This window comes from Solibacillus sp. FSL R7-0682 (assembly GCF_038005985.1).
GTDB lineage: Bacteria > Bacillota > Bacilli > Bacillales_A > Planococcaceae > Solibacillus.
Genome location: NZ_JBBOUI010000001.1, coordinates 1,098,996 through 1,123,708, shown reverse-complemented (window position 1 = coordinate 1,123,708; position 24,713 = coordinate 1,098,996). Strand labels below are relative to the sequence as shown.

26 protein-coding genes and 1 other annotated feature are annotated in these 24,713 nt (G+C 36.8%); of the genes, 8 read left to right on the top strand and 18 right to left on the bottom strand.

Annotated elements, in window-relative coordinates:
- Nucleotides 1–60: 60 nt before the first annotated feature.
- The 7 genes from pheT to MKZ17_RS05715 all read right to left on the bottom strand — a co-directional run bounded on the left by pheT (nt 61) and on the right by MKZ17_RS05715 (nt 8,995).
- Nucleotides 61–2,466 (bottom strand): phenylalanine--tRNA ligase subunit beta, encoded by a 2,406-nt coding sequence (gene pheT / locus MKZ17_RS05745; RefSeq protein WP_340722801.1) that lies wholly within the window; start codon nt 2,464–2,466, stop codon nt 61–63.
- Nucleotides 2,467–2,480: 14 nt separating this feature from the next.
- On the bottom strand, nt 2,481–3,518 hold the full coding sequence (gene pheS / locus MKZ17_RS05740; protein ID WP_340722800.1) for a phenylalanine--tRNA ligase subunit alpha: 1,038 nt from the start codon (nt 3,516–3,518) through the stop codon (nt 2,481–2,483).
- Between the two features lie 55 nt (nt 3,519–3,573).
- Nucleotides 3,574–3,806, bottom strand: a binding site (T-box leader).
- 65 nt (nt 3,807–3,871) lie between these two features.
- Nucleotides 3,872–4,153, bottom strand: a complete 282-nt coding sequence (qoxD, locus tag MKZ17_RS05735) for a cytochrome aa3 quinol oxidase subunit IV (RefSeq protein WP_340722799.1) — start codon at nt 4,151–4,153, stop codon at nt 3,872–3,874.
- A 3-nt stretch (nt 4,154–4,156) separates the two neighbouring features.
- Nucleotides 4,157–4,756: a cytochrome aa3 quinol oxidase subunit III gene (gene qoxC, locus MKZ17_RS05730; RefSeq protein ID WP_340722798.1), complete on the bottom strand. Its 600-nt coding sequence runs from the start codon at nt 4,754–4,756 to the stop codon at nt 4,157–4,159.
- Nucleotides 4,756–6,720, bottom strand: coding sequence for a cytochrome aa3 quinol oxidase subunit I (gene qoxB, locus MKZ17_RS05725; RefSeq protein WP_340722797.1), 1,965 nt, complete (start codon nt 6,718–6,720; stop codon nt 4,756–4,758). Before qoxB ends, qoxC begins: the two co-directional genes overlap by 1 nt.
- Nucleotides 6,721–6,756: 36 nt before the next feature.
- Complete coding sequence (qoxA, locus tag MKZ17_RS05720) at nt 6,757–7,638, bottom strand: cytochrome aa3 quinol oxidase subunit II (RefSeq protein WP_340722796.1); 882 nt, start codon at nt 7,636–7,638, stop codon at nt 6,757–6,759.
- 595 nt (nt 7,639–8,233) lie between these two features.
- Nucleotides 8,234–8,995 carry a TrmH family RNA methyltransferase gene (locus MKZ17_RS05715; RefSeq protein ID WP_340722795.1) on the bottom strand — a complete coding sequence of 254 codons (762 nt, stop codon included), beginning with the start codon at nt 8,993–8,995 and terminating at the stop codon, nt 8,234–8,236.
- Nucleotides 8,996–9,119: 124 nt separating this feature from the next.
- Here MKZ17_RS05715 and sspI point away from each other — a divergent pair, with 124 nt between their 5' ends.
- Both sspI and MKZ17_RS05705 read left to right on the top strand, forming a co-directional pair.
- A complete protein-coding gene (gene sspI, locus MKZ17_RS05710; protein ID WP_340722794.1) occupies nt 9,120–9,329 on the top strand; it encodes a small acid-soluble spore protein SspI in 210 nt (69 codons plus the stop codon).
- A 355-nt stretch (nt 9,330–9,684) separates the two neighbouring features.
- Complete coding sequence (locus MKZ17_RS05705) at nt 9,685–10,710, top strand: PTS transporter subunit IIC (RefSeq protein ID WP_340722793.1); 1,026 nt, start codon at nt 9,685–9,687, stop codon at nt 10,708–10,710.
- A gap of 289 nt (nt 10,711–10,999) precedes the next feature.
- Here the strand turns inward: MKZ17_RS05705 and argF are convergent, their stop codons facing one another.
- Nucleotides 11,000–11,965 (bottom strand): ornithine carbamoyltransferase, encoded by a 966-nt coding sequence (gene argF / locus MKZ17_RS05700; protein ID WP_340722792.1) that lies wholly within the window; start codon nt 11,963–11,965, stop codon nt 11,000–11,002.
- A 287-nt stretch (nt 11,966–12,252) separates the two neighbouring features.
- On the opposite strand from argF, the gene MKZ17_RS05695 reads away from it, so the two are divergent.
- Nucleotides 12,253–12,690, top strand: a complete 438-nt coding sequence (locus MKZ17_RS05695; RefSeq protein ID WP_340722791.1) for a CoxG family protein — start codon at nt 12,253–12,255, stop codon at nt 12,688–12,690.
- A gap of 42 nt (nt 12,691–12,732) precedes the next feature.
- On the opposite strand, the gene MKZ17_RS05690 is transcribed toward MKZ17_RS05695, so the two are convergent.
- The 4 genes from MKZ17_RS05690 to MKZ17_RS05675 form a co-directional block, all read right to left on the bottom strand.
- Nucleotides 12,733–13,470 carry a DUF3784 domain-containing protein gene (locus tag MKZ17_RS05690; protein ID WP_340722790.1) on the bottom strand — a complete coding sequence of 246 codons (738 nt, stop codon included), beginning with the start codon at nt 13,468–13,470 and terminating at the stop codon, nt 12,733–12,735.
- A gap of 123 nt (nt 13,471–13,593) precedes the next feature.
- Complete coding sequence (locus tag MKZ17_RS05685) at nt 13,594–14,409, bottom strand: NAD(P)H-dependent flavin oxidoreductase (protein WP_445326899.1); 816 nt, start codon at nt 14,407–14,409, stop codon at nt 13,594–13,596.
- A 59-nt stretch (nt 14,410–14,468) separates the two neighbouring features.
- Nucleotides 14,469–14,603 carry a nitronate monooxygenase gene (locus MKZ17_RS05680; protein WP_340722789.1) on the bottom strand — a complete coding sequence of 45 codons (135 nt, stop codon included), beginning with the start codon at nt 14,601–14,603 and terminating at the stop codon, nt 14,469–14,471.
- A complete protein-coding gene (locus MKZ17_RS05675; protein ID WP_340722788.1) occupies nt 14,593–15,723 on the bottom strand; it encodes a YbfB/YjiJ family MFS transporter in 1,131 nt (376 codons plus the stop codon). Before MKZ17_RS05675 ends, MKZ17_RS05680 begins: the two co-directional genes overlap by 11 nt.
- A gap of 100 nt (nt 15,724–15,823) precedes the next feature.
- Here MKZ17_RS05675 and MKZ17_RS05670 point away from each other — a divergent pair, with 100 nt between their 5' ends.
- The gene (locus tag MKZ17_RS05670; RefSeq protein WP_340722787.1) at nt 15,824–16,669 is read left to right on the top strand and encodes a LysR family transcriptional regulator; all 846 of its coding nucleotides are present in this window, start codon (nt 15,824–15,826) and stop codon (nt 16,667–16,669) included.
- A gap of 346 nt (nt 16,670–17,015) precedes the next feature.
- Here the strand turns inward: MKZ17_RS05670 and MKZ17_RS05665 are convergent, their stop codons facing one another.
- Both MKZ17_RS05665 and MKZ17_RS05660 read right to left on the bottom strand, forming a co-directional pair.
- Nucleotides 17,016–18,104, bottom strand: a complete 1,089-nt coding sequence (locus MKZ17_RS05665) for a M42 family metallopeptidase (protein ID WP_340722786.1) — start codon at nt 18,102–18,104, stop codon at nt 17,016–17,018.
- A gap of 69 nt (nt 18,105–18,173) precedes the next feature.
- Nucleotides 18,174–18,656, bottom strand: coding sequence for a dUTP diphosphatase (locus MKZ17_RS05660; RefSeq protein WP_340722785.1), 483 nt, complete (start codon nt 18,654–18,656; stop codon nt 18,174–18,176).
- Between the two features lie 90 nt (nt 18,657–18,746).
- Here MKZ17_RS05660 and MKZ17_RS05655 point away from each other — a divergent pair, with 90 nt between their 5' ends.
- From MKZ17_RS05655 to MKZ17_RS05645, 3 genes are all read left to right on the top strand, one after another.
- Nucleotides 18,747–19,127, top strand: coding sequence for a sigma-w pathway protein ysdB (locus MKZ17_RS05655; RefSeq protein WP_340722784.1), 381 nt, complete (start codon nt 18,747–18,749; stop codon nt 19,125–19,127).
- 99 nt (nt 19,128–19,226) lie between these two features.
- Nucleotides 19,227–19,904 (top strand): ABC transporter ATP-binding protein, encoded by a 678-nt coding sequence (locus MKZ17_RS05650; protein ID WP_340722783.1) that lies wholly within the window; start codon nt 19,227–19,229, stop codon nt 19,902–19,904.
- Nucleotides 19,905–19,906: 2 nt separating this feature from the next.
- Nucleotides 19,907–20,980: an ABC transporter permease gene (locus MKZ17_RS05645; RefSeq protein WP_340722782.1), complete on the top strand. Its 1,074-nt coding sequence runs from the start codon at nt 19,907–19,909 to the stop codon at nt 20,978–20,980.
- Nucleotides 20,981–21,036: 56 nt separating this feature from the next.
- Here the strand turns inward: MKZ17_RS05645 and MKZ17_RS05640 are convergent, their stop codons facing one another.
- The 4 genes from MKZ17_RS05640 to infC all read right to left on the bottom strand — a co-directional run bounded on the left by MKZ17_RS05640 (nt 21,037) and on the right by infC (nt 22,548).
- Nucleotides 21,037–21,297 (bottom strand): DUF1294 domain-containing protein, encoded by a 261-nt coding sequence (locus MKZ17_RS05640; protein ID WP_340722781.1) that lies wholly within the window; start codon nt 21,295–21,297, stop codon nt 21,037–21,039.
- Nucleotides 21,298–21,371: 74 nt separating this feature from the next.
- Nucleotides 21,372–21,731: a 50S ribosomal protein L20 gene (rplT, locus tag MKZ17_RS05635; protein ID WP_340722780.1), complete on the bottom strand. Its 360-nt coding sequence runs from the start codon at nt 21,729–21,731 to the stop codon at nt 21,372–21,374.
- A gap of 74 nt (nt 21,732–21,805) precedes the next feature.
- Nucleotides 21,806–22,006 carry a 50S ribosomal protein L35 gene (gene rpmI, locus MKZ17_RS05630; RefSeq protein ID WP_008407727.1) on the bottom strand — a complete coding sequence of 67 codons (201 nt, stop codon included), beginning with the start codon at nt 22,004–22,006 and terminating at the stop codon, nt 21,806–21,808.
- Nucleotides 22,007–22,044: 38 nt separating this feature from the next.
- Nucleotides 22,045–22,548, bottom strand: a complete 504-nt coding sequence (gene infC / locus MKZ17_RS05625) for a translation initiation factor IF-3 (RefSeq protein WP_340725501.1) — start codon at nt 22,546–22,548, stop codon at nt 22,045–22,047.
- A gap of 444 nt (nt 22,549–22,992) precedes the next feature.
- Here infC and MKZ17_RS05620 point away from each other — a divergent pair, with 444 nt between their 5' ends.
- A complete protein-coding gene (locus MKZ17_RS05620) occupies nt 22,993–24,675 on the top strand; it encodes a methyl-accepting chemotaxis protein (protein ID WP_340722779.1) in 1,683 nt (560 codons plus the stop codon).
- Nucleotides 24,676–24,713 lie beyond the last annotated feature (38 nt).

Sequence of the window (24,713 nt, the reverse complement as noted above, 5' to 3'; positions counted from 1 at the left end):
AAATGAAAAAGGAAGTGATTATCGAACAATTCGTCGAATCACTTCCTTTTCATCTTTTATTTATCGTACTTCCGCGCCAGCTTCTGCTAATGCTTTTAATACTTTATTGTGGGCTGTCACCACTTCTTCATCCGTAAGCGTACGCTCTGGATCGAAGTATTTTAATGAGAAGGCAACGGATTTTTTACCGGCAACCATTTTCTCACCTGCATAAACGTCAAATATTTTTACATCCTTCAATAGACTAGTTCCTGCACCTGTAATGATGTTCACGATTTCACCTGCTGGCGTTGTAACATCTAGCTCTAATGCGATGTCACGTGTCATAACTGGGAAACGTGGCACAACAGAATAGAATAATTCATCTTTCGTCGCCTTTAAAATGGCATGTAAGTTTAACTCGGCTACGTATGTTTCTTTTACGTCAAATGCTTTTTGCTCTTGTGGGTGAAGCTGAGCGATTACCCCAACCTTTTCACCGTCTAACAAAATTTCTGCAGTTCGACCTGGGTGTAAGCCATCTAATTGAGCTTTCACATAAGACACGCGAGAAGCTAAGCCAAGTTTTGCAAATACTGCTTCAATAATGCCTTTAGTTACGAAGAAATCTACATTCTTCTTCTCACCTTGCCATGTATTATCAATCCATTTACCTGTTAATACAAGGGCTAAATGCTCCTCTTCAAATGGTAATTCTTCAGCAGTTTGACCAAGGAACACTGAACCAATTTCATAAAATGCGACTGTTTCTGCTTGACGTGCTACGTTATAGCTTGCAGCTTCCACTAAGTGTGGAATTAAGCTTTGACGTAACGTTGAGCGATCTTCCGACATTGGCATTAATAATTTCGTTGTTTCTTCTGCTTTTAAGGCAAATTTTTGTGAATGACTTGCTGAAGTTAATGAATAAGTAACGGCTTGATAAAGACCTGCACCTTCCATCACATTACGTACGATTCGACGACCTGCTTGATACGTAGTTAAGCCACCAATTTGATCACTTGTTGGAATGCTTAAAGGAATTTCATCATAGCCATACATACGTGCGATTTCTTCTACTATATCTTCTTGGATTTTAATATCTTGGCGACGCGTTGGTGCATCGATAATTAATACCCCATTTGCTGCCTCTACATCGAATTTTAAGCGTTCTAAAATCGAAAGCATATCTTCTAAAGAAATTTTCATTCCTAAACGACCATTAATAAAATCAGGAGATACGACAACGCGTGCAGCTGTTTTATCTAGCTCATCAACTAATACTGTACCCTCTAACACTTCACCACCAGCTAATTCGGCAAGTAATTGTGCTGCGCGCTCAGCTGCTGGAAGTACACGGTTCGGGTCAACACCCTTTTCAAACCGTGCAGAAGAATCTGAACGTAAGCCGATATCCTTTGACGTACGACGCACGGATGCTGGGTTGAAGTAAGCCGATTCAATAACTACTGTCGTAGTCGCATCTGAAACCTCTGATTTTGCACCACCCATTACACCGGCAACTGCTTCCGCTTCTATCCCATTCGTAATGACAAGGTTGTGAGCAGCTAATTTACGTTCCTGATCGTCTAATGTCGTGATCACTTCACCGTCTTTTGCTAATCGCGTTACGATTTCACCTGTTGCAAGCTTGTCATAGTCAAATGCGTGTAATGGTTGACCATATTCCATTAATACGTAGTTTGTAATATCTACTACATTGTTATGTGGACGTACACCAGCAGCCATTAAGTAATGTTGTAACCATAGTGGAGACTCTTTTACTTCAATATTTTTTACAACTTTTGCAGCGTACATTGGATTTGCTTCTGTATTTTCAACACGTAGCTTTAATACATCTGAAACCTTTTTTGAAGATGTTGCATACGTAATTTCAGGAAGCTTTACTTCTTTTGAAAGAATCGCAGCCACTTCATAAGCAACTCCTAGCATGCTCATTGCGTCTGAACGGTTTGGTGTTAAGCCTAGTTCTAACACTGTATCACGTAATCCTAGAACTTCTAATGCATCCACACCAGGTGTAGCATCAGCTGGTAATACGTAAATACCTTCAGCGTAAGCTTTTGGTACGAGACGACCTTCAATACCAAGCTCTTGTAATGAGCAAATCATACCGTTCGATTCTTGACCACGTAATTTTGCTTTTTTAATTTTAATGCCACCTGGAAGTTTTGCACCTGGACGCGCAACGATTACTTTTTGACCTGCATCGACATTTGGTGCACCACAAACGATTTGTTGTAATTCCTCTTCACCAACGTCTACTTGACATACATTTAATTTATCTGCTTCTGGATGCTTTTCCTTTGATACTACGTGACCGACAACGACATTTGTCATGCCTTGCGCACGATCGATTACTGCATCTACTTCAATCCCAGCACGGGTAATTTTTTCTGCTAATTTTTCCGCCGATAATTCTGCGAAATCTACATATTGGCTTAACCATTTTAACGATACTAACATTTCATTTGTCCTCCTTACACTTCTGCCTGGTGGAATTGTGATAAGAAGCGTGTGTCATTTGTATAGAAATGACGAATATCATCCACACCGTATTTTAACATTGCGATACGCTCTGCACCGATACCGAATGCGAAGCCTGAAAGTTGTGTTGAGTCATAGCCTGCCATTTCAAGTACGTTTGGATGTACCATACCCGCACCTAAAATTTCAATCCATCCAGTCGATTTACATACATTACAGCCTTTACCGCCGCATTTATGACATGAAACGTCTACCTCTACAGATGGCTCTGTAAATGGGAAGAAAGATGGACGTAAGCGAATTTCACGCTCTGCACCGAACATTTTCTTTGCTAATGCATCTAATGTACCTTTTAAATCAGACATACGAATGTTTTCACCAATGACAAGTCCTTCAATTTGCATGAATTGATGAGAGTGTGTTGCATCATCCGTATCCCGACGGAATACTTTACCTGGACAAATAACTCGAATTGGTTCTCCTTTTTTCGCTTCCATCGTACGTGCTTGCACTGGGGAAGTATGCGTACGTAATAACGTTTCTTCTGAAATGTAGAATGAATCTTGCATATCACGTGCTGGGTGACCTTTTGGTAAGTTCATCGCTTCGAAATTATAGTAATCCTTCTCTACCTCTGGACCTTCTACGATTTCGTAACCCATCCCTAAAAATAGGTCTTCTATTTCTTCAATAACACGAGTAAGTGGGTGACGATTTCCTACACGCACTTGTGCACCTGGTAACGTTACGTCAATTGATTCATTTTCTAACTGCTCTTGAATGGCAGCCTCTTCTAATACCGCTACTTTCTTTTCTAGCTCAGCTGTCACGTTTTCACGCACTGTGTTAACAAGTGCACCCATCTTTGGACGATCTTCAGCAGAAAGCTTACCCATTCCCTTTAAAAGGTCTGTGATTGGTCCTTTTTTACCTAAGTACGCAACCCGAACTTCGTTTAATGCTTTCAAATCTGTTGCTTCGGCAATTTTCGCTAAAGCTTCTTGTTCCAATTGCTTTAATTGTTGTTCCATAAAACTTTGCCTCCTATAAAAATCTTTTAGAAAATAAAAAAACCTCGTCCCCTAAAAAAGGGACGAGGACGAGTTTCGCGGTACCACCCTAGTTATTGCTTGTAATAAGCAATCACTTCATTTGAGCTAACGACTATCTCTAGCCGGCTATCCTTTCACCAAATTGGCTCCCGGACGCTGCTCGCGGGGTGAACTTCACTATGCAATTTGTTAGTAAGCTTACAGTCAGTGGCTTACATTCCCTAAAACAAATTTCACATAATTACTCTTCCCGGTCAAAGCATTTAGTATTTATTCTTCAACCAGTCTAAACGATTTTTCACCAATTTTCAACTAATGTGTAAATTTTACTCTTACATATCCCAAAGAAGGATTAAAAGTGTACCAAGTACAGTAACAACTACTAAACCAATACCGTAAAGAATGTTTGAGTAAATTGACCATTTGTCTTCTGTTTCACCAGCGTGCATGAATACCATGAACTGTAAACCAGCTTGAATGAATGCCGTTACTAATAGAATAATCATCCCTGTAGTGAATGACATGTCTGTGAAGTACACAAGCATTGCAATCACTGTTAAAACTAGAGAGAAAACGAAGCCCATAATTTGGCCGATTGGAAAGAACTTAGCCATAGATTACATCATTCCTTTCAAGTAAATGAAACTGAAGATGAAGATCCAAACAACATCTAGGAAGTGCCAGTAAAGTGAGAATACAAATGTCTTACCAGCAGTTACTGAGTTTAATCCACGTTTTGCAATTTGGTAAATAATGAATGAACCCCAGAATAGACCCATTGTTACGTGAAGTCCGTGAGTACCTAAAGTTGTTAATAAAATCGAAGTGAAGGCACTTACTGTAATACCTGCACCAATGTGCACATAGTGTACGAATTCGTAAATCTCAACGCCTAAGAATACTAAACCTAGTAATAATGTGATAACCATGAAGTTGATTGTCGCTTTTTTACTACCAAGACGCATTGCATGAATCGCTAAACCAATTGTGAAACTTGATGTTAAAAGTACGAATGTTTCGATTAACACCGGTGTAATTTCAAAAATTTCCGCACCAGTTGGACCGCTACCTGTACGGTCAACAAGTGTGAAGTATGATGCGAATAATGTACCGAATAACATAATTTCCGCACCTAGGAATACCCAGAAACCAAAGATTTTCAGGTTATTTTCCTCTGTAGAATACTCTAAAGGAACATTGTTGTTAACTTTACCCATTATTTCGCACCTCCTTTTTTCTCATAGCTTTTTTCTGTTTCTTCTACTTCATGTGCATGAATGTGATAACCATGGTCGTCTTCTAATGAACGGTATGCCATACAAGCAAGAACTCCGATTAAACCGAAGATTGTTAAGTACCACATACTGAATACCATTGCGAAACCGATGATGAAGAAGAATACAGACATGATGAATGTCTGACCTGAGTTATTTGGCATATGAATGTCTTCAATTTTGCCTTTGAATAACTTTGTACCGTGCTTTTTAGAATCCCAGAATGCTTCTGAAGAGCTATCAGTTACGTCTGGAGTAATCGCAAAGTTGTAATGCGGAACTGGCGTATGTGTCGCCCATTCAAGACCACGTGCATCCCAAGGGTCGCTTGAAATATCGCGTGAAGAGTTTTTAAAGCTGTACCAAATGTTCCAAACGATCATTACGAATGAAACTGTTAAAATACCAGCACCGATGAACGATACCATGTTTAGTAATGAGAATCCTGTTGATTCAGAGTAAGTGTACATACGACGTGCTTGACCATCTAAACCAGTGATATACATTGGAATGAAGGCTAACACGAAACCGATTGACATTGTCCATACTGTTGCTTTACCAATACGTTCGTTAAGCATGAAGCCGAACATTTTTGGCCAGTAGAATGTTAAACCTGCTAACATCGCGTAAACAACACCAGGGATGATTACGTTATGGAAGTGGGCTACTAAGAACATTGTGTTGTGGTATTGGTAGTCCGCTGCTGACATCGCAAGCATAACCCCTGTTACACCACCAAGTGTGAATAAAGGAATGAAGTGCATCGCGTATAACATTGGCGTTGTCATCTCAATTTTCCCTTTATACATTGTGAATAACCAGTTGAAAATCTTAACCCCTGTTGGGATGGCAATTGCCATTGTTGTAATCGAGAAGATCGAGTTCGTGAATGCACCTTGACCCATTGTAAAGAAGTGGTGAGTCCATACTGCGAACGCGAATACTGAGATTACGATCATAGACCATACCATTGACGTATAACCATATAAGTTACGACGTGAGAATGTTGAAATAATCTCAGAGAAAATACCGAATGCCGGTAAGATTAAGATATAAACTTCAGGGTGACCCCAAACCCAGAATAGGTTGGCCCATAACATGTCCATACCACCGTTACCGATCGCGAAGAACTTCGTGTCGAATAAACGGTCAAGTGTACCCATCGCTAACGCTACAGTTAAAACTGGGAACGCGAATACGATGATTAAGTTAGCAATAAGCGCTGACCAAGTGAACATTGGCATTTTGAATAATGTCATACCTGGAGCACGCATTTTCATAATTGTCGTAATGAAGTTAATACCCGTCATTAACGTACCAAGACCCGCAATTTGTAGCGAGAGCATGTAATAGTTCGTACCTACTGAAGTACTGAACTCGTTGTCTGCTAGTGGGAAGTAAGATGTCCAACCAGCATCAGGAGATCCACCCACGATGAATGAGATATTGAATAATCCCATACCCATGAAGAATAACCAGAACGCTAAGTTATTTAAGCGTGGGAACGCAACGTCACGTGCCCCGATTTGTAATGGTACTAAATAGTTAAAGAAGAAAGTAATGAAAGGCATCGCCATGAATAGGATCATGACTACCCCATGTGTTGTAAAGACTTCGTTATAGTGCTGTGCATCTAAAAATGTATTATCTGGAACAGCAAGTTGTAAACGAAGCATTACGGCATCAACGCCACCACGGAATAGCATTAATAATGCTACTACTAAGTACATAATACCGATTTTTTTATGGTCAACAGTTGTAATCCACTCGCGCCATAAATAGCCCCATAATTTGAAGTACGTAACGACTGCAATTAACGCAATTGTACCAAGGATAATTGAAGCCATTGCGATATAAATCAGTGTGCTTGGGTGTGGAACAGCAAACTGTGCAAAAAATTCCTTCATAATAGTACTCCTTTCAAAAAGTAATAACTCCAATAATTAGTGTGAAGAGTGATCCTCTTCTTCAGATGATTCATTATCATCGTGATCGTGATGTGGAGCTGGTGAGAACTCTAAGTGTGTACCAGTATAAGTAGACTTACCTAAGTGACCTGGTTCTAGTAATTCATTGAATTTTTCTTCTGTAAGTGGTTTGGCAGTTTCGTGAACTTCCGTTACCCACTCATCAAATTCTTGTTGTGTCATAGCTGTAACATCGAAAGTGTTTTCTGCAGTTCCGCGACCAGAGAAGTTCGCGTTACGTCCCCAGAATTCGCCTGGGTTGTCAGCAGCTAAGTGTAAAGTCGTAACCATGTCTGCCATGGCATACTTTTGTCCACCTAATTGTGGAATCCAGAAACTTGTAATCGGACCATGAGAATATAATTTAAACTCAATTGCACGACCTGCTGGAATGTATAAGTAGTTAACTGTTTCAATTCCTTGTTCTGGATAGCTGAAGTGCCATTTCCAGTTAGATGAAGAAGCATAAATTACAAGCGGCTCCTGATCTTCATAGCCTTCAGGCGTACTTTCTACAATGTAGTTACTCTTAACAGAAACTACTGATAAGAAAATTACGATGATAACAGGAATACCAATCATAAATGTTTCTACTAGCCAGTGACCATGAATATGTGGTGGCTCGTAATCTGGACTTTGTTTTGAAGCACGATATTTAACTAACATAAATACCATAATTGCTAATACAACAAATACAATCCCTGACATTAAGTAAATTAATAACATCGTGTCATCGGCTTGTCGTTGTGCTTGAGGACCTTTAGGATCAAGTACTGTTAACTTATCGTTACAGCCTGCTAATAACATAGCACCTAGTCCCATGAAAGAGAGTAATGTTCCCTTCATATTTGCTTTCATAGTTGGACTCCTTTCCAAAATAAATAGAGCTAGTTAGACTGTCTTAAGCGCTTTCAAGTAGTGCTTAAAATTAGACCAATTAATCATACATGTGCAATCGAATAATTCACTTTCACCATTCCTACTATGCATATAGTAGAAATAAATTATATTATCCCGTAAATACATACATAAACTGCTCGTATATATTTTTTCCAAAATAATAAATGGGAAACCTACTTTATTAAATAATTTATTTTCTTGCACATCGCTCAAGTTATTATCTAACCACCCTCGATTTTAGTTAAACATCAAATAAGTGTCAAAACATCAAATTGGAAAAAAACCATTTTTCTTACTGTTTTCAAGACTTTTTATTTTAGTATTGCAAAATAATGTCCAAAAACATAGTAAAACCGCGCACTAGCGAGCAATAAAAAACTTGTTTCTAAAATTGACAGTTCTATGAACTTGAAAAAGTAATTTTTTTTCGATTAATCAGAATTAGAAATTTTATTCATATAATGGTTTAAATTGGGAAATATATATTTATACTCTACTAAAAAAAGGGTTTTGAGTAGGTTCCTATTACTCAAAACTCCTTATGAATCAAAATTTATTTAACAAAAGTATATAATAATATCCCAGTGGCTACTGCTACATTTAGGGATTCTGCCCCACCTAAAATTGGAATAATGACATTCTGATCGGTTTTTGCTAATAATTGTGGACTAATCCCACTACCTTCATTCCCAACGATTAACGCAAATGCATTACTCGGCTGAACATCTTTATATGATATAGACTCTTCTAAAGACGTTCCATATACTCGGACACCATCTAGCTGTAGATTTTCAATCCACTCCATTAAATCTCCACGTACAACAGGAATATGGAAATGCGAACCTTGAGCAGAACGAAGAGTTTTTGGATTAAATGCATCTACACAACCTTTCCCCAATACTACTGCATCAATACCGGCTGCATCTGCCGTTCGGATCATTGTCCCAATATTTCCTGGATCTTGCACTGCATCTACTAATAGGACTCTACGCCAATCAAACATTTCATCTTCTGATAGTGAGCGTTGCTTACAATGTGCAAATACCCCTTGTGAATTTTCAGTCTCCGCTATTTCTTTTGCCACAGCATCATTTACTTGAATGATTTCTACATCATCAATTGCCCATAATAAAGGTAAATCAACGCCTTCACGAACAATAATTTGAACAACTTGTTCTTTATGTTTTAAAGCTTCCTCAACTAAATGAAACCCCTCAATAATATACTCACCTGTTTTTTCACGTTCTTTGCGCTGTGTCACAAGCTTTTTCCAATGCTTTACTAATGCATTTTGTGTCGATTCAATTCGTTTCATACATATTCCGTCCTTTATCTTTAATCGATTATTCATTCTATCATAAAATGTGTGATTCTATCATGAATTCATCTGTATTATTTATTGGAATTTGTACATAGTAAGAAAAAAAGGAGGTTCAAATATGGATTTTCAAATTCGACAAGCTATTACAGCAAATGTGACAGGTCAAAATGCAGATGAGTTTAGTGATATTGTCAACGATGCGATTTCACGAGGTGAAGAACATTTACTGCCTGGACTTGGCGTATTTTTAGAAAAATGGTGGAATGCCGCGAATGAGACGGAACGAAATGATTTTTCTCAAAAACTTGCTACCCAATTTTCCGCTTAATACTATTAAAGCTGTTCTGAAAAGTAAACTACTACTTTTTAGAACAGCTTTCATTTATTTTAGATTAAAGAATTATTCCCTTCATTATTAAATTACGTTAGTATTTGTAAATTATTTTAAGTATTAATCCTTACATATAAAGTCTTTGATGAAATAAAGTGAAAATCCCCTCTAATTAGTTGTGAATTTTTTTACTGCTTCAACAAACCGAATTTCTAAAAAAACCATAAATTTAAAAAACATTGCGTGACATTTCATAAATTTCAGAATTTTCACTATTGATAGATTATTCAAAGCGTATTACACTGGAAAACATCAACTTAGACAATGCTTTAATTAGAAGGGAAATGACTTTATGAAAAACTTTATTAACAATGTATTAACCGGCATGAGCATGGGGATTGTTGTCTGTTTAATTCCGAATGCCCTTGTAGGAGAAATACTAAAACTAATTATTCCATACGTGCCTCAATTACAAATTATTTTAGATACATCAATTGTTGCTATGAGTTTATTGCCTCTTGTTATTGGCGTGATGACGGGTATTTGCTTTAAGCTAACACCAATTCAAACATGTAGTGTTGGACTTGCTTCCTTTATCGGAAGTGGTGTTTATACGATGCAAGAAGGTGTATTAACTCTTGCAGGTATTGGGGTTGTTATTAATATCGGGATTACAGCAGCACTTGCTGTACTATTTGTTCAGTTTTTAGGAAACCATTTAAAGGATTTTACACTTATCGGGATGCCTGCATTAACAATGTTTATTCCAGGTCTTATCGGTGTAGCCCTTTTACCTTATGTACGTTCTGCATCTGGTTGGGTAGGAGAAGTCATCATGTACGCAACATCACTACAACCAATTTTAATGGGCTCTATTATTGCTGTTATATTCTCAATTTTAATTATTTCACCGATATCTACGATTGGTGTAGCAACCGTTATTATGCTTTCTGGTATCGGCGCAGGTACTGCAAATCTTGGAGTATGTGCATCGGGCGTTGGGATGTGTATCGCAAGTTATCGTGCTAACAACTTCGGTACTGCGATTGCACACGTTGTGTCAGCGAAAATTCAAATGCGTAATTTCTTTATGAAGCCAACGATTGCTTTTCCGATGATTCTAACTGCTGCTATTTTGGGTGCATTAGGTGGTTACTTCGAAATCGTAGGTACACCTTATAGTGCTGGCTTTGGGCTTGGTGGTTTCGTAGGACCACTAAAATATTTAGATTTAGTTGGTTGGAATGCTACATCAATTACTCTTTCGTTAACCTTATTTATTGCATTACCTATTATTTTAAATTTAATTTTCATCAAGCTGTTCGAGCTGAAGTTTAAATGGATTAAATCAAGCGACTACGCTGTTCATTATGAATAATGAATTAACCCGGTAGCACCATTGCTACTGGGTTATATTTATTTAGTTTTTGAGAAAAAAATAAAAAGCAATCCAGCGTCTCCCGGATTGCTTTTTCTATGTAGTGATGAAGTATTCCATCTTGACTACATTCATCACATTTGTAGTTGTATGATGCGGCACAGCGTCTCCTGTTTCTTCATCAAAGGGAACTACTACAATATTTGTTCGCTCTTCCTGCTTACAAATATTGCATTGTTACAAAAAGTCTATGAAAGATGCGACCCGCGCCTTTGCAAGACCCGTTTCATTAACCTAATAATGAAACTAATACTGCTTTTTGAGCATGTAGGCGATTTTCGGCCTGCTCATAAATATAGGAATTCGGTCCATCAATTACTGATGTTGCGACTTCTTCTTCACGGTGTGCTGGTAAGCAATGTAGGAACATATAATCTTGTTTGGCATGGGCAACTAATGCGTCGTTTATTTGATATGCTGCGAAATCTTTTAAACGTTGCTCTGTCTCTTCTTCTTGCCCCATTGATGTCCAAACGTCTGCATAAATAACATCCGCATTTTTCACTGCTTCGATTGGATTATTCGTAATATATACAATGCTACCATTACGCGCGCCAATTTCTTGTGCTTTTTCAATAATTGTATCATCACATTCATAACCTTCTGGAGTAGCGACTGTAACATGCATCCCTACGTGTGCAGCAGCAACAACTAATGCATGTGCAACATTATTGCCATCCCCAACGTATGCAATTTTTAAACCTTTTAATTCGCCCTTATTTTCAGCGATTGTTTCAAGGTCAGCTAATGCTTGGCATGGATGATCCATATCCGTTAATCCATTAATAATCGGAATTGATGCATGCTCTGCTAACTCTTCTACCATTTCGTGTGAGTTCGCACGAATCATAATCCCATCTAAATAACCGGATAAAACCTTCCCTGTGTCCGAGATTGGCTCACCTCGACCAATTTGCATATCACGGGCATTCATAAACATACCGTATCCACCTAGCTGTTGCATACCTACTTCGAACGATACACGTGTACGCGTCGAGCTTTTCTCAAAAATCATGCCGAGTGTTTTACCTTCAAGTAAACGTGGACACTTGCCTGCTTTTGTAATTTTTTTAAGCTGTGTTGCTAATTGAACTAAGTCATTTACTTCTTCACTTGTATAATCAAGCAGTGTTAGTAAGTCTTTTCCTTTAAGACTTGTCACAGGCTTTAATTGAACCTCTTCTAACAATTTCATGTCTTACACACCCCTGTTACCTTTATGTTGTTTTTTATTATACATATGCATAAATATTAAATCAAGCGAATTATTATAAATTTTTATATTTATTTAAATTATTCGATTTTTATTCAACTTATTACTTACTGTTACGATTTAGATTTCCGAATAAAGTAGCAAATTTAAGATTTTTACAGAAAATTACTACGAATTATTGAATTATCGTTCATTTTTTAAGATAATAATTATAATGACTTAATTTGGTAATCATTTCGTCATTTAAAAGTTACTAAGGGGGAAATTTCATGCCACAAGCATTACACACAGTCGAGCTACCAATTTCTAATGACGTTTCGTGGGATTTTTTAAAGAGTTACGACAATTGGGCTACCTTAATTCCAGGTTATATTGCACATGAGGCACAAAGTGATTCACAATTTACATGGATTTTTTTAGCGGATTTAGGATTTACAAAAAAGACGATAAAGCTACAAGTGGATATTACAGAGCTTGCTAAACCTAACGAAATAAAATTCCAATTAAAGGGTCTTTCTGATAACTTTAATGGTCATGGCTATTTTAAAACAGACGCTGCTAAGCTTTCAGGTAGCTTAGATCTTTCAGCTAGTGGCATGATGGGTATGATGATTAATTCTGTACTTGAAGGCTTTATCCCTAAAACAACAACGAATTTAGTTGAAGCAATTGCAGTAAAGTTACAGGAGTTGCAGGCAATTAAATAAATTAAAAATGCGTATGACGAAATGAGTTCGTCATACGCTTCTTTATTGTGCTACTTTTTGCTCTAATTTTTTGTAGAGCTCATCCGTTTCTTCTGCCGTTGCTAAATTGAAAATGACGTGCTGATCAGCAACGAAAAAGGAAATGAAAGGCGGGTTTCGCTTATCAACAAATAATTTGACCTTTTCCCCATTCTTCAGCTTAAAATGCCCTTTGTGCTTTGAACCAACAGAGGAGCCATTTGTACGGATTGCGATATTAGGAATTTCTTGAAGCAATGTTACTTGCTCCATCTTATCGAATGAATATTCATCTCCATACATTCCTTTAATCTCCAGCTGATTTTCATGCATAATAATTTTTGTTTCTGACACGGCAAATGTCATAATAACGGCAACAGCAATGACCGTAATGGCAAGAATAATAATTGGGCGCTTCATTTGTTTACCTGCGCCTTTTTTTACTTTGCCTTTTTCATCAAGAATATTGTGATTAAACTTTTGCGACTTTATAACAACAATAATTGTTGCTGCAATTAAAGCAAGAATTAGCGGTAAAATGAGTTGACTATAATTTTGCCATTCAGCAATTCCGATTAAAATAAAGAGGAGCGCTAGGAAATAAGAAAACTTTGCCATAAGACGAGCTAGCCCTTCTGTATCGACATTCTCCTTTTGCTCCTTTGACATTGTATTATAGCCCGAAATAAGGAAATACCATTTCAATTTCTGCATTGCAAAGCCTAAAAAGATAAATAATGCCGCTAAAATAAGCCAAATCATAAAATCCCCCCTTAAATATAAAAGATAGGTTAAAAAATAAATACCTACCCTCTATTATAAGCTATTCATTTGATTCTACGACCACAATTTGGCAATTAATCAACCAAAATATTATTCACTGCATTACGGACTAAGCGGCCATTCACTAATAAGATAATCAAATATTTCATCAACTGTGCCAATTTTTACTTCTTTAAAACGTGTATTTGCCCAGAGCGACATTGCCTGTGGGTTTTTTTCATTTAGTGCTTCTGCACGGATAGGCTGAGTCATTGTGTGAACAGTAGGATAGATGGGTGGCGCTAATTTATCGTACTTGCATATAAAATCATTTTTTAATCCTCGAGCCAGACGTCCCGTAAAGGCTCGGGTGAGGATTGTTTCTGTAAACAGATCAGATTGAAGAACCTGTTTATATATTGTATTTGCGCCACTTTCTTGAGTACAAAGAAAAGCTGTGCCAAGTTGAACCGCATTTGCACCAGCACATAACGCAAGATGAATATCTCTTCCATTAATAATTCCTCCGGCAGCAATAATTGGAATAGAGATTTCTTGACGAATTGTGTGGATTAAATTAATTAATGATAGGTAAGCTATTTCATCAGAATTTTGAAATGTTGCTCTATGTCCTCCCGCATCAATCCCTTGTAAACAAATCGCATCTGCACCGTTTTTTTCTGCTAAAGTTGCCTCTGATAAATTAGTTACCGTAACAATGATTTTACTGCCATTATTTTTTAATTGTTGGATGATTTCTTTCGATGGACAGCCAAAAGTAAAGGATATATACGGCACTTTGTACTTCATCACTAATTTAAGTTTTTCCTGCCAAAAGTCATCTTTCGGTTCTTCTATTGTCAATTGTATTCGAAAGTCTTGCTCTAATTGTTCTTTGTATGGATGAATTGATGTATGGATTAAATCACTACATGGCATAAATAGATTGATGCCGAATTGTAGATTTGTTGAGGTGCACGCTAAAATTTCCTGCTCAACTAAGGTAGGATTTTTGTACCAGCAGCTAAAAAGCCTAGTCCGCCTTTGCGTGAAACGGCAGTTGCAAGTTCAACTGTTGCAACACCACCAGCCATTGGTGCTTGGATAATCGGATATTTTAAATTATCGAACATTCAAATTAAATCTCCTTTCACGAATGGAATAAAAGACGACACACAAACTTGCAGTTAGTACTGTAATCCCTGCAAATAAAAAAGCACTGCTAAAATGTTTAGAATCTAGCAAAATCCCTGCTATAGCAGGTCCTATTATTTGACCTAGTGCATATAACGCTGTTAATGTGCCAATCGCTGAAGTATTTATTTTTTTTACAATGGCGTTTGCCAAGGCTGTAATCCCCATAAACGTAAAACCAAATAAAAAGGCACTAATTATGAAGCTCCAATTTGTCACATTTAAAGCGGGTAAAACAATACCGATCGATTGTAATAAAAGTACTATTGATAAAACTTTTGAATAACCAAACTGTTCTGCTAGTCGAATTAATAGAAAGCACGAAGGAATCGCAGCAATACCAACAATTAGCCAAACTAATGTACTATCGAAATGAATCGTTGATGAATTTTTGGCAACATTGACGATAAAAGTACCTGTAATAATATAGCCAAGGCCTTCTAAAAAGTAAGCTAAATAGAGCCAGTAGATTGTAGCCGTATTGTTGACTTTCCCTTTAGATTTCGTTGAATCAATCGGCAGCATTCGAATGATGGAATATCCAATTAACCCCATAATTAAACTAGCAATACCAAGTATCCTCCATATTTCATTCCAATCTAAAATAGGAGAAAATAGCATCAGTAAAATACTTGAGCCAACAATTCCAAAGCCGACCCCACTATATAAATACCCCGCATAGCCATTTTTCTGAATGGATTGAATATAAGTTAAAATAATTTGAGAGGTAAAAATAAAGATGACTGCACTTGTAAGCCCAGAAACAAATCTCCCAATAAAAATAAGCATGATATTTTCTGTAAAACCTAATAGGAGAGTCGAGATTGCACTGATCCATATCATGATGAATATACTTAATTGCTTATTTCGAAAAAAAGAAAAAGTACATAGTAAAGCACCTATAAAATAGCCAACATAATTACTTAAAGCAATGTAGCCTGCAGTACTGTTCGTCCAATTTAAACTTTCTTGCATGAATGGCAGCATTGGTGTATAAGCGAACCTTCCAATCCCCATTGCAACCGCTAATAATAACACTCCTCCAAAAACAATTTTCAATTTAACCCCCCCCTAAAATATCGTAACAAGATTTAGATATAAATAATAATTCAAAAAATATATAATGGGTATAATTAAAAATGATACCAAGGAGAAAGATATGGATATTGAAGCATTAAAAGCATTTCGAGCTGTAGTAGAACTTGGAACTATTTCACATGCAGCGGAGAGTCTAAATTATTCGCAATCTAATGTAACAATGAAAATAGCTAAACTAGAAGAACAGCTACAAACAAAACTATTACATCGACATAATCGTGGTTGTCAATTAACTGTGAAAGGGAAAGAATTGTACGAGTATGCACTTCAAATTTTTATGATGGTTGAACAAGCAGAAAATGCCATGCAAGATGAACATGCACCAAGAGGTTCCTTACAAATCGGTTCTATCGAAACAACAGCAGCTATTCATTTACCAAATGTCTTAATGCAATACCATCGAAGTTGCCCTGATGTAGCCTTACATGTCCGTACTCAACCAACAGCTAAGTTAGTTGAACAAGTATTACATTATCAACTTGATGGGGCGTTTATTTCAGGTCCATTAGAACATAGTTTAGTAGGGAAACGTGTCGTGTTGAATGAAGAGCTTGTTTTTATTTTTGCAAAGGGAAAAAAACCTGTATTAGAAAATGCAACAATATTAGTATTTCGATCAGGTTGTTCTTATCGTTTTCAATTTGAAAAGTATTTAAGAGAAGAAAGCATAAAAACATATCAAATAATGGAAATGGGTTCACTTGAAGCAATATTAGGTTGCGTTCAAGTAGGATTAGGAGTTACTTTATTACCAAAGTCAGTTTTTGAGCGATATACACGTTACTTTAATTTGGAATATGAAACACTTCCGCAAAGCTATAATGAAATTCCGACAGAATTTATTTATAGAAAAGATAACCCATCCGTTGCATTGCGCTATTTTTTAAATATGCTTGTAAAAGGTTAAGTACATATTAAATAATATGTAGAAAAACAGGCTGAATCCCACGAAATGGTGCTCGCTTCTTTGTTGCAACAAATGGAAAAAAGAGGCTGGGACAGAAGTGAAAATTTCTCTATTTACGGTAAAGTACAGTATTAATTGGTTGTAGTGGAGGGGTGAGTCCTGGGTGAATAAATAGCGTGGCCTGAGCCTGTAGTCTCAGGCCACGCCCCCGGAAAGCGTCCCCGCAACGGAAACCAATTACAAAAAAACATCATTTTTCTCACTCGAGAAAAATGATGTTTTTGTTTTGTCCTAGCCTCTCAACTATGGAATTTCTATTTAGTTCTATCTGTATTTCTTTTCACTATTATTCAAACGTAATTTTATTTACTGCATCACGGTCTAAACGTTTAATTACTTCAACAATTAATTTGACCGCATTGTCATAGTCATCACGGTGCAGGATGCCTGCGTGTGAGTGAATATAACGTGTTGCTACACCGATTGCAAGTGATGGCACACCATTTGCTGTGATATGGATAGAACCTGCGTCTGTTCCACCGCCAGCCATCGCTTCGAATTGGTACGGGATGCCTGCTTCTTCTGCTACATCAAGCACAAATTCACGTAAGCCTGTGTGCGATACCATCGATGCATCATAAACTACGATTTGAGGGCCTGCACCCATTTTTGAAGTAGATTCTTTTGGTGTTACTCCTGGCGTATCTCCAGCTACACCAACGTCAACTGAGAAACCAATATCAGGCTGTACTTTGTATGTAGAAGTTTTCGCACCACGTAAGCCGATTTCTTCTTGAACGTTACCAACACCATATACAACGTTCGGGTGCTTTTCATCTTTTAATGCTTTTAATACATCAATCGCAATAGCACACCCAATACGGTTATCCCACGCTTTTGCTAATAAGTGTTTTTCGTTTTTCATGACGTTAAATTCAAAATATGGTGTAATCATATCACCAGGACGTACGCCCCATTCCATTGCCTCTTCTTTTGAAGTTGCGCCGATATCAACGAACATTGCTTTAACGTCAACTGGTTTATTTCTTACTTCAGCTGGTAAAATGTGAGGTGGTTTTGAACCGATTACCCCAATAATTTCCTCGCCTTTACGTGTTGTAATCGTTACGCGCTGTGCAAGCATAACTTGACCCCACCAGCCGCCTACAGTTTGGAAGAAGATGAAACCTTTATCATCAATACGTGTCACCATGAAGCCTACTTCATCTAAGTGACCAGCAACCATAATTTTCGGACCGTTTTCATCGCCCACTTTTTTCGCAATTAAGCTGCCTAAATTATCTGTTTCAATTTCATCTGCATATGGTGCAATATGTTTTTTCATTACTTCACGAGGCGCACGTTCGTTCCCGGGAATACCATTCGCATCTGTTAATTCTTTAAACATTTGTAATGTTGGATCAAGCTTTGTCATAGCATATAGCCTCCTAATTAGATTCTCTCCCATTATACCGATGTTATTTCGAAAAGTGAAATAGTTTTCTTAATAGCCTGAACGTTGACGCTCATAGTTTTTTTCATTTTTCTCCATATAGGCTTTTATAATATCCGATTCTGTGAAGCCTAAATTATAAGCAAGTATACTATATTGCTTCCAAAGAGCATCATAATTTTCATATGTTTGCTCCTTTAAAAATGTTAGTACAGCATTTGTCGCTTCTATAAATGCTGGTGTTAATTCGCATTTTTCTTCTACTTTTGGCCACTCCTGTAATGTTAGTTTGCGCATATTCCCTAATGACAGCATAAAGTGAATTGAATCTACAAACTCCTCTAAAATAACCGTTCGCTCAGATGGTCCCTTCGTAGACCAAAATTTAAAGCACCGCGTTTCATTTGCAAGCTCTGCTAGCTCAACTAATAGCGCTAAGCTTTTTTCTACAAAAACATCCTTCTGAACATTTTGTGTTTCCTCGATAAATGCATCGAGCTCTCGTTGCATTTCAAATAATTGTTTAAACTCCATAATTTTTTCCCTCATTTACTTAAAAAAATGAAACCTTTTATACTACTCAATCGTATAGCATGAAAACACCGTAAGCAAGGAGGAAGTTTCGTGGCATTATTACTGCGCATCGCCATTATAATCCTCATCATTTACATATTTTATAAAGGCGTTCGTTACTTAACAGACCCAAAGCGTAAATTAGATGAGGCATACGAAAATGGAAGTTATTATTTTTTTGATGATGTTAAAAATATTCGGAAAAACTTTTTCATTTCGTATAAAGGCGCATTATTTGAAGGTGAAAAATATTTGGGTACGACTGAAAATGCCTTTGAAGTCGTAAGTATTTTCGTCTTTGTCCATGATCCAATGAAGCTTCAAGGATTTACGAAGGAAGACTTCCGATTTTTAGAAAATGAGATTTTAATGAATTACCCGAACGCTAGTGTAAATTGGAAAAACCCAATTGAAAAATTGATGAAAGAATAATCTAGCGAATGTGAATCGATGAATACGTCGATTCACATTTTTATTTTAGTTGAAACTAATTTCCATATTCAACCGTAATAGAAATTAGAGGTGAGCATTGTGATCGTTACTATACAAAAAGCAGGCTATTCAACAAATGAGCCGTGCGTTGAGGAAATTCAATTTGAAGTAAAAAATGGCGAAATCCTTGGACTCATTGGTGGAAATGGGGCTGGAAAAAGTACGACAATTCAAGCGATTTTACAAGTGTTACCGTATTTTGAAGGTGAAATCGAATTATCAGATTATGGCTATGTGCCGGAGCGCCCTCTTTTATACGAGCACTTTACTTTACGTGAGCATATTCAATTTCTAATCGATGAGCAGCCGAATAAACAATTATGGGATGATGCACAAAAGCTGTTAACATTATTCCAAATTAATAATCGACTTGATGATTTACCGATTTATTTTTCAAAAGGTATGCAACAAAAGGTAATGCTTGTCTTAGCTTTCCTTATAGATCGTCCTTTCTATATTTTAGATGAACCATTTATGGGACTTGATCCTCGTGCTATGCGCGAATTATTAGTCATGATAGAGGAGAGGAAAAATCAAGGTGCAGGTATTTTACTATGTACCCACCAACTAGAAATGGCTGAACGAATTTGTGATCGTTTTCTTTTATTAGATGACGGTAAAATGCAAGCACAAGGCACTTTAAAGCATCTTCAGCAGCTTGTTCAAAAGGAAATTTCCTTACTTGATGTCTTTTACGAACTACAAGGTGGACAATGACGATGTTTATTCGTAGATGGAAGGGATCAGCCCTTTATAATATAAAACTCTTTAGGTCTGTTTTGGATTGGACTGTAATTGTATATTTAGTCATTCCTGCATTCGTCATTGGGGGATTTTCATACTTTGAAGCCGTATCGAACTTACAATCATTTTCGATCGATACAAATCTATTTTTACTTTTGTTATTTATTGTATGCTTTGTCGCCACTAAATCTTCAATTCGGTTGTATTTATATGATGCAGATTTATTATTTTATCGACAAAACGAACGAAAGATTCGACTCTTAAAAAAGTCTGCCTACAGCTATGCATTTTTAACATTTAATAGTATGTTACTTTTAATTATTAGTATAGTTAGCCCTTACTTATTAGCAGCTGGGTTCACTATTTTTGAGCTCATAAAAATAGCATTCTTATTTAATGTTGTAAGTTTAATAAGAATAATTATCCGATACAAAATACAGCGCTCACTCATTCGAATTCCTTTCATTTTCTGTATGCTTACGCTATTTGCCTGGAGTTTCTTCATTATTCCTTTTTGGATTTATACATTGTTAATTGTAATAAGTGGAATATATTTATGGAAGTTGATACAATCAAATCGATTTTGGCAAATGGAAGTGACAATTGAATATGAGGAGTTTAATAAATGGATGAAAACGGTGTACAACTTTAGTATGGAAATGAAGTATTACTTACCCGCTAAAACGAAACCACCACTTTTTGTACTAGCTAAACGTCATACTTTTAGCGATTATCGCGTTGATAATCTCGTATATAAAACTTTTTTAAGAAAGTCCCAATACATCCGATTACCTCTACAGTTACTTGCTATTGGCATTGGTTTATTATTTATTTTACCTACTTGGGCAAAAATAATCGTAGTTTTAACAGTCATTTTTGGCCTGCTGACATCTCTAGAATCGATTTTAAAAGAAATCAAACAAGCCCATTTTTTCCGGTTGATGAATGTTTCAGATGAAGAATGGCTTATGACAAAGAAACGACTGCAACAGCGATTGCTTTATCCACTTTTTGCAGTAATTATTGTGTTATTTTTTGTATTATTATAGATGAACGGGCCCCCCTTTTTAAGGCGACCCGTTTTTTATGTACAACCTTCTCTCGTCTAAAACAATTGTACGATAAGAAAAATTTGTACCGCTGCTAATAATGGAAAGCCAAATGCAAAGCTATTGTGCTGGGTTTTATGTCGGAATAAATACATACCAAGTACACCACCAATTGCCCCACCAAAAATAGCGAGCGTAAATAGTGTTCTCTCAGAAATACGCCATTCTTTCTTTTTGGAACGTTCTTTATCAACATACATGTAAATACATAAAATTAATGAAACGATGGCTACATAAGTAATTGCTGCTAGCTCCATATGTAATCCCCCTCTATAGTTAAAAAAAGACTGATAAGGAAAACTCCCTATCAGTCTTTATCAGTAAACTAAAATTATTTAGCGACTGCTTTTTTAGCTTCTTCAGCTAATGAAGTGAATGCTGCAGCATCAGTTACAGCTAAGTCAGCTAACATTTTACGGTTAACTTCGATACCAGCTACTTTTAAGCCGTGCATTAAACGAGAGTAAGATAAACCGTTCATGCGAGCAGCCGCGTTGATACGAGTGATCCATAATTTACGGAAATCACGTTTTTTCTGACGACGGTCACGGTATGCATATTGACCTGATTTCATTACTGCTTGGTTAGCTACTTTGAATAATGTATGTTTTGAACCGTAGTAACCTTTAGCTAATTTTAAAACTTTTTTGCGACGTGCGCGTGTTACTGTTCCGCCTTTTACGCGTGGCATAGTAATTACCTCCTGCTAATTCTTTCGAATGTTTAATTGTTTTTTGTTGTTTACGTTCAAATCGTTAGAAACGATTATTTCATGTAAGTTAATAAAGTACGGATACGTTTGAAATCGCCTGAAGTTGCAACTTTAGCTTTACGTAGGTGACGTTTCGCTTTAGTTGATTTGTTAGCGAATAAGTGGCTGCCGTAAGCACGGTCAAATTTTAATTTACCAGTACCTGTTTTTTTGAAACGTTTCGCAGCTCCACGGTGAGTTTTCATTTTTGGCATGTCGAGTTCCTCCTAAACTTGTTTCTACATTACTTTAATTATTTCTCGTTCTTCGGTTGAAGAACTAAGAACATGCTTCGGCCTTCCATCTTCGGTTTTTGTTCAACCGTAGATAGTTCAGCACAAGCTTCAGCAAAGCGATCTAACACACGCTGACCGATTTCTTTGTGTGTGATTGCACGACCTTTAAAGCGAATTGTCGCCTTAACTTTATCGCCTTTTTCAAGGAATTTGATCGCATTACGTAATTTCGTTTGGAAATCATGTTCATCAATTGTTGGGCTCAAACGAACCTCTTTCATTACGATGACTTTAGAATTTTTACGAATCTCACGGTCTTTCTTTTGCTGTTCAAACTTAAATTTACCATAGTCCATGATACGAGCGACTGGTGGCTTGGCTTGAGGGGCCACAAGGACAAGATCCAAGTTTGCACGAGCGGCAATTTCAAGCGCTTCATTGCGTGATTTTACACCAAGCTGATCACCATTATGGTCAATTAGTCGAAGTTCACGTGCGCGAATGCCTTCGTTTACATACATGTCTTTGCTAATATTAATCCACCTCCAAGAATGTGTCGCGAATACATGATTTGGTGTAAAGTATAACCCGGTCGAACGGTACACCTCCGCGTTATGTCCATATGTTTTTCGTCTAAAAACAAAAAAGACGGACATTCGAGATGTCCGCCCGCTATATGTGCATACGCATCTTTGCGTAAAACAATTCAACGTGTCTATACCTGCTCGTAACTATAAAAGCACTTATCAGGTGAGAAGCGGGCAGCCTCTACTTGCAAACTTTGTATTCATAACCTAGATAATAATAGCATGCTTGATTTTTCATGTCAACAAAAAGTCCATAGTTAATTAAAATAATAAAAAAAACATTTTTCAAACTATTTGATTCATTTATATCTATCTGACAATATTTGTATTACAATAACGGTATAGTTATCATTTTTTCCATTATAAGGAGTGTTACATATGTCTATTCAGAAAAAATTAATTGCGGGCTTTGCTACGTTAATTGTCATTGCATTAATTACTAGTACAATTTCATTTTTCCAAATGAAAAGCATTAACGATAAATATAGCACTACGCTAGAAAGCGGATTGCCTCAATTATATGAAGTAAGCGATATTCGAAATTATATTACATTACAAGGCTCAATGACACAAACATACATATTAGGTGATCAAGCATCCTTACAAAGGTTGCGTGACACCCAAGAAAGTTTGAGGAACTCAATTCAATTTTTACAAGAAAAATTCAAGACTGAGCAAGAGCAACAAATTCTTGCTAATGTTGCTGATAAAGTGAATATTTTCGAAACCGAGCTGAATGAAACCATTTCCCTCAACGATTCCCAAGGTGGCGCAGCTGCAGCAAGTAATTACAATCAGCAAGTTTTAACTGCCCGCGATGAGGCAGTTGCTGCAGGTCAAGAGCTAAACGAATTAGTTCAAAACTTATTCGCAAATGCGCAAAAGGAATCTAATACGAAAATTACGATAGCTATTATCATTGCAACGGTGCTCTTTTTCAGTATTATTGCGATTGGCCTTGTCATTACCTATATTTTAAATCGCCAAATCTCACTTCCATTAAATAAGTTAAACGAATCTGTCCAAGTAATTGCCGCTGGTGATTTAAGTGGACAAGATTTAACCTTTCATTCGAAAGATGAGATTGGTCAATTAACGCAGTCCTTTAATTCAATGAAAGAAACTTTAAAGAAATTAATCCAAGCGTTAAGCACAAACGCAGCACAGTTAAGTTCTTCTGCTGATCAACTAAACCGTTCAACTTTTGAAATGACCGAACTATCGGAAAATATTTCGAAAAGTTCTATCCGTTCATCGGATAATACAGCTAGTGCAGCGAATGCTGCTAACGAAAGCGCAGTTGCAATGGAAGAAACTTCAACAGCTATACAACGTGTAGCGGAATCGGCACAAACTTTACACTCATCAGCAACCGAAACTTCCGTAATCGCTGATGAAGGAGAGCACAATGTTACATCGGCAAAACAACAAATGCATACGATTTATGAATCAACAAAATTAACAACCAAGCTCATTCAAAAATTAAGTAAGCAATCAAATGAAATCGAAAATATTTCACGCGTTATTACAAGTATTACCGATCAAACAAATTTACTTGCATTAAATGCAGCGATTGAAGCAGCTCGGGCAGGTGAACATGGAAAAGGATTTGCTGTTGTAGCAGATGAAGTTCGAAAATTAGCCGAGGAATCTAATCATTCGGCTAATCAAATTGTCTCTTTAACAACCGAAATACAAATCGATACTCAAAATGCTGAGGCTGCAATACAGGATAGCTTACAGTCCGTTGAAAACGGCGTTGACATCATTCAAAATGCAGGTGAATCATTCAACAAAATTATTCATGCAGTGAATCAAATGAAAATCCAAATTGAAGATATTTCAGCAGTTTCCGAAGAGATTTCTGCTGCATCTGAACAGGTTACAGCATCTGTTCAGGAATTAGCGACGCAAGCAAATGCGGTTTCTGAAGAAACGAAACAATCTAAAGAAGCAATTAACGAACAAATTGAAACAATGGAAGAGATTAATCGTGTTTCGAATGATTTAAGTGCTCGGGCAGACCAATTACAAAATGCTGTGTTGCAATTTAAATTATAAAGTTTTATATGCACAAAAAACCCTTTATTCAGTAACAA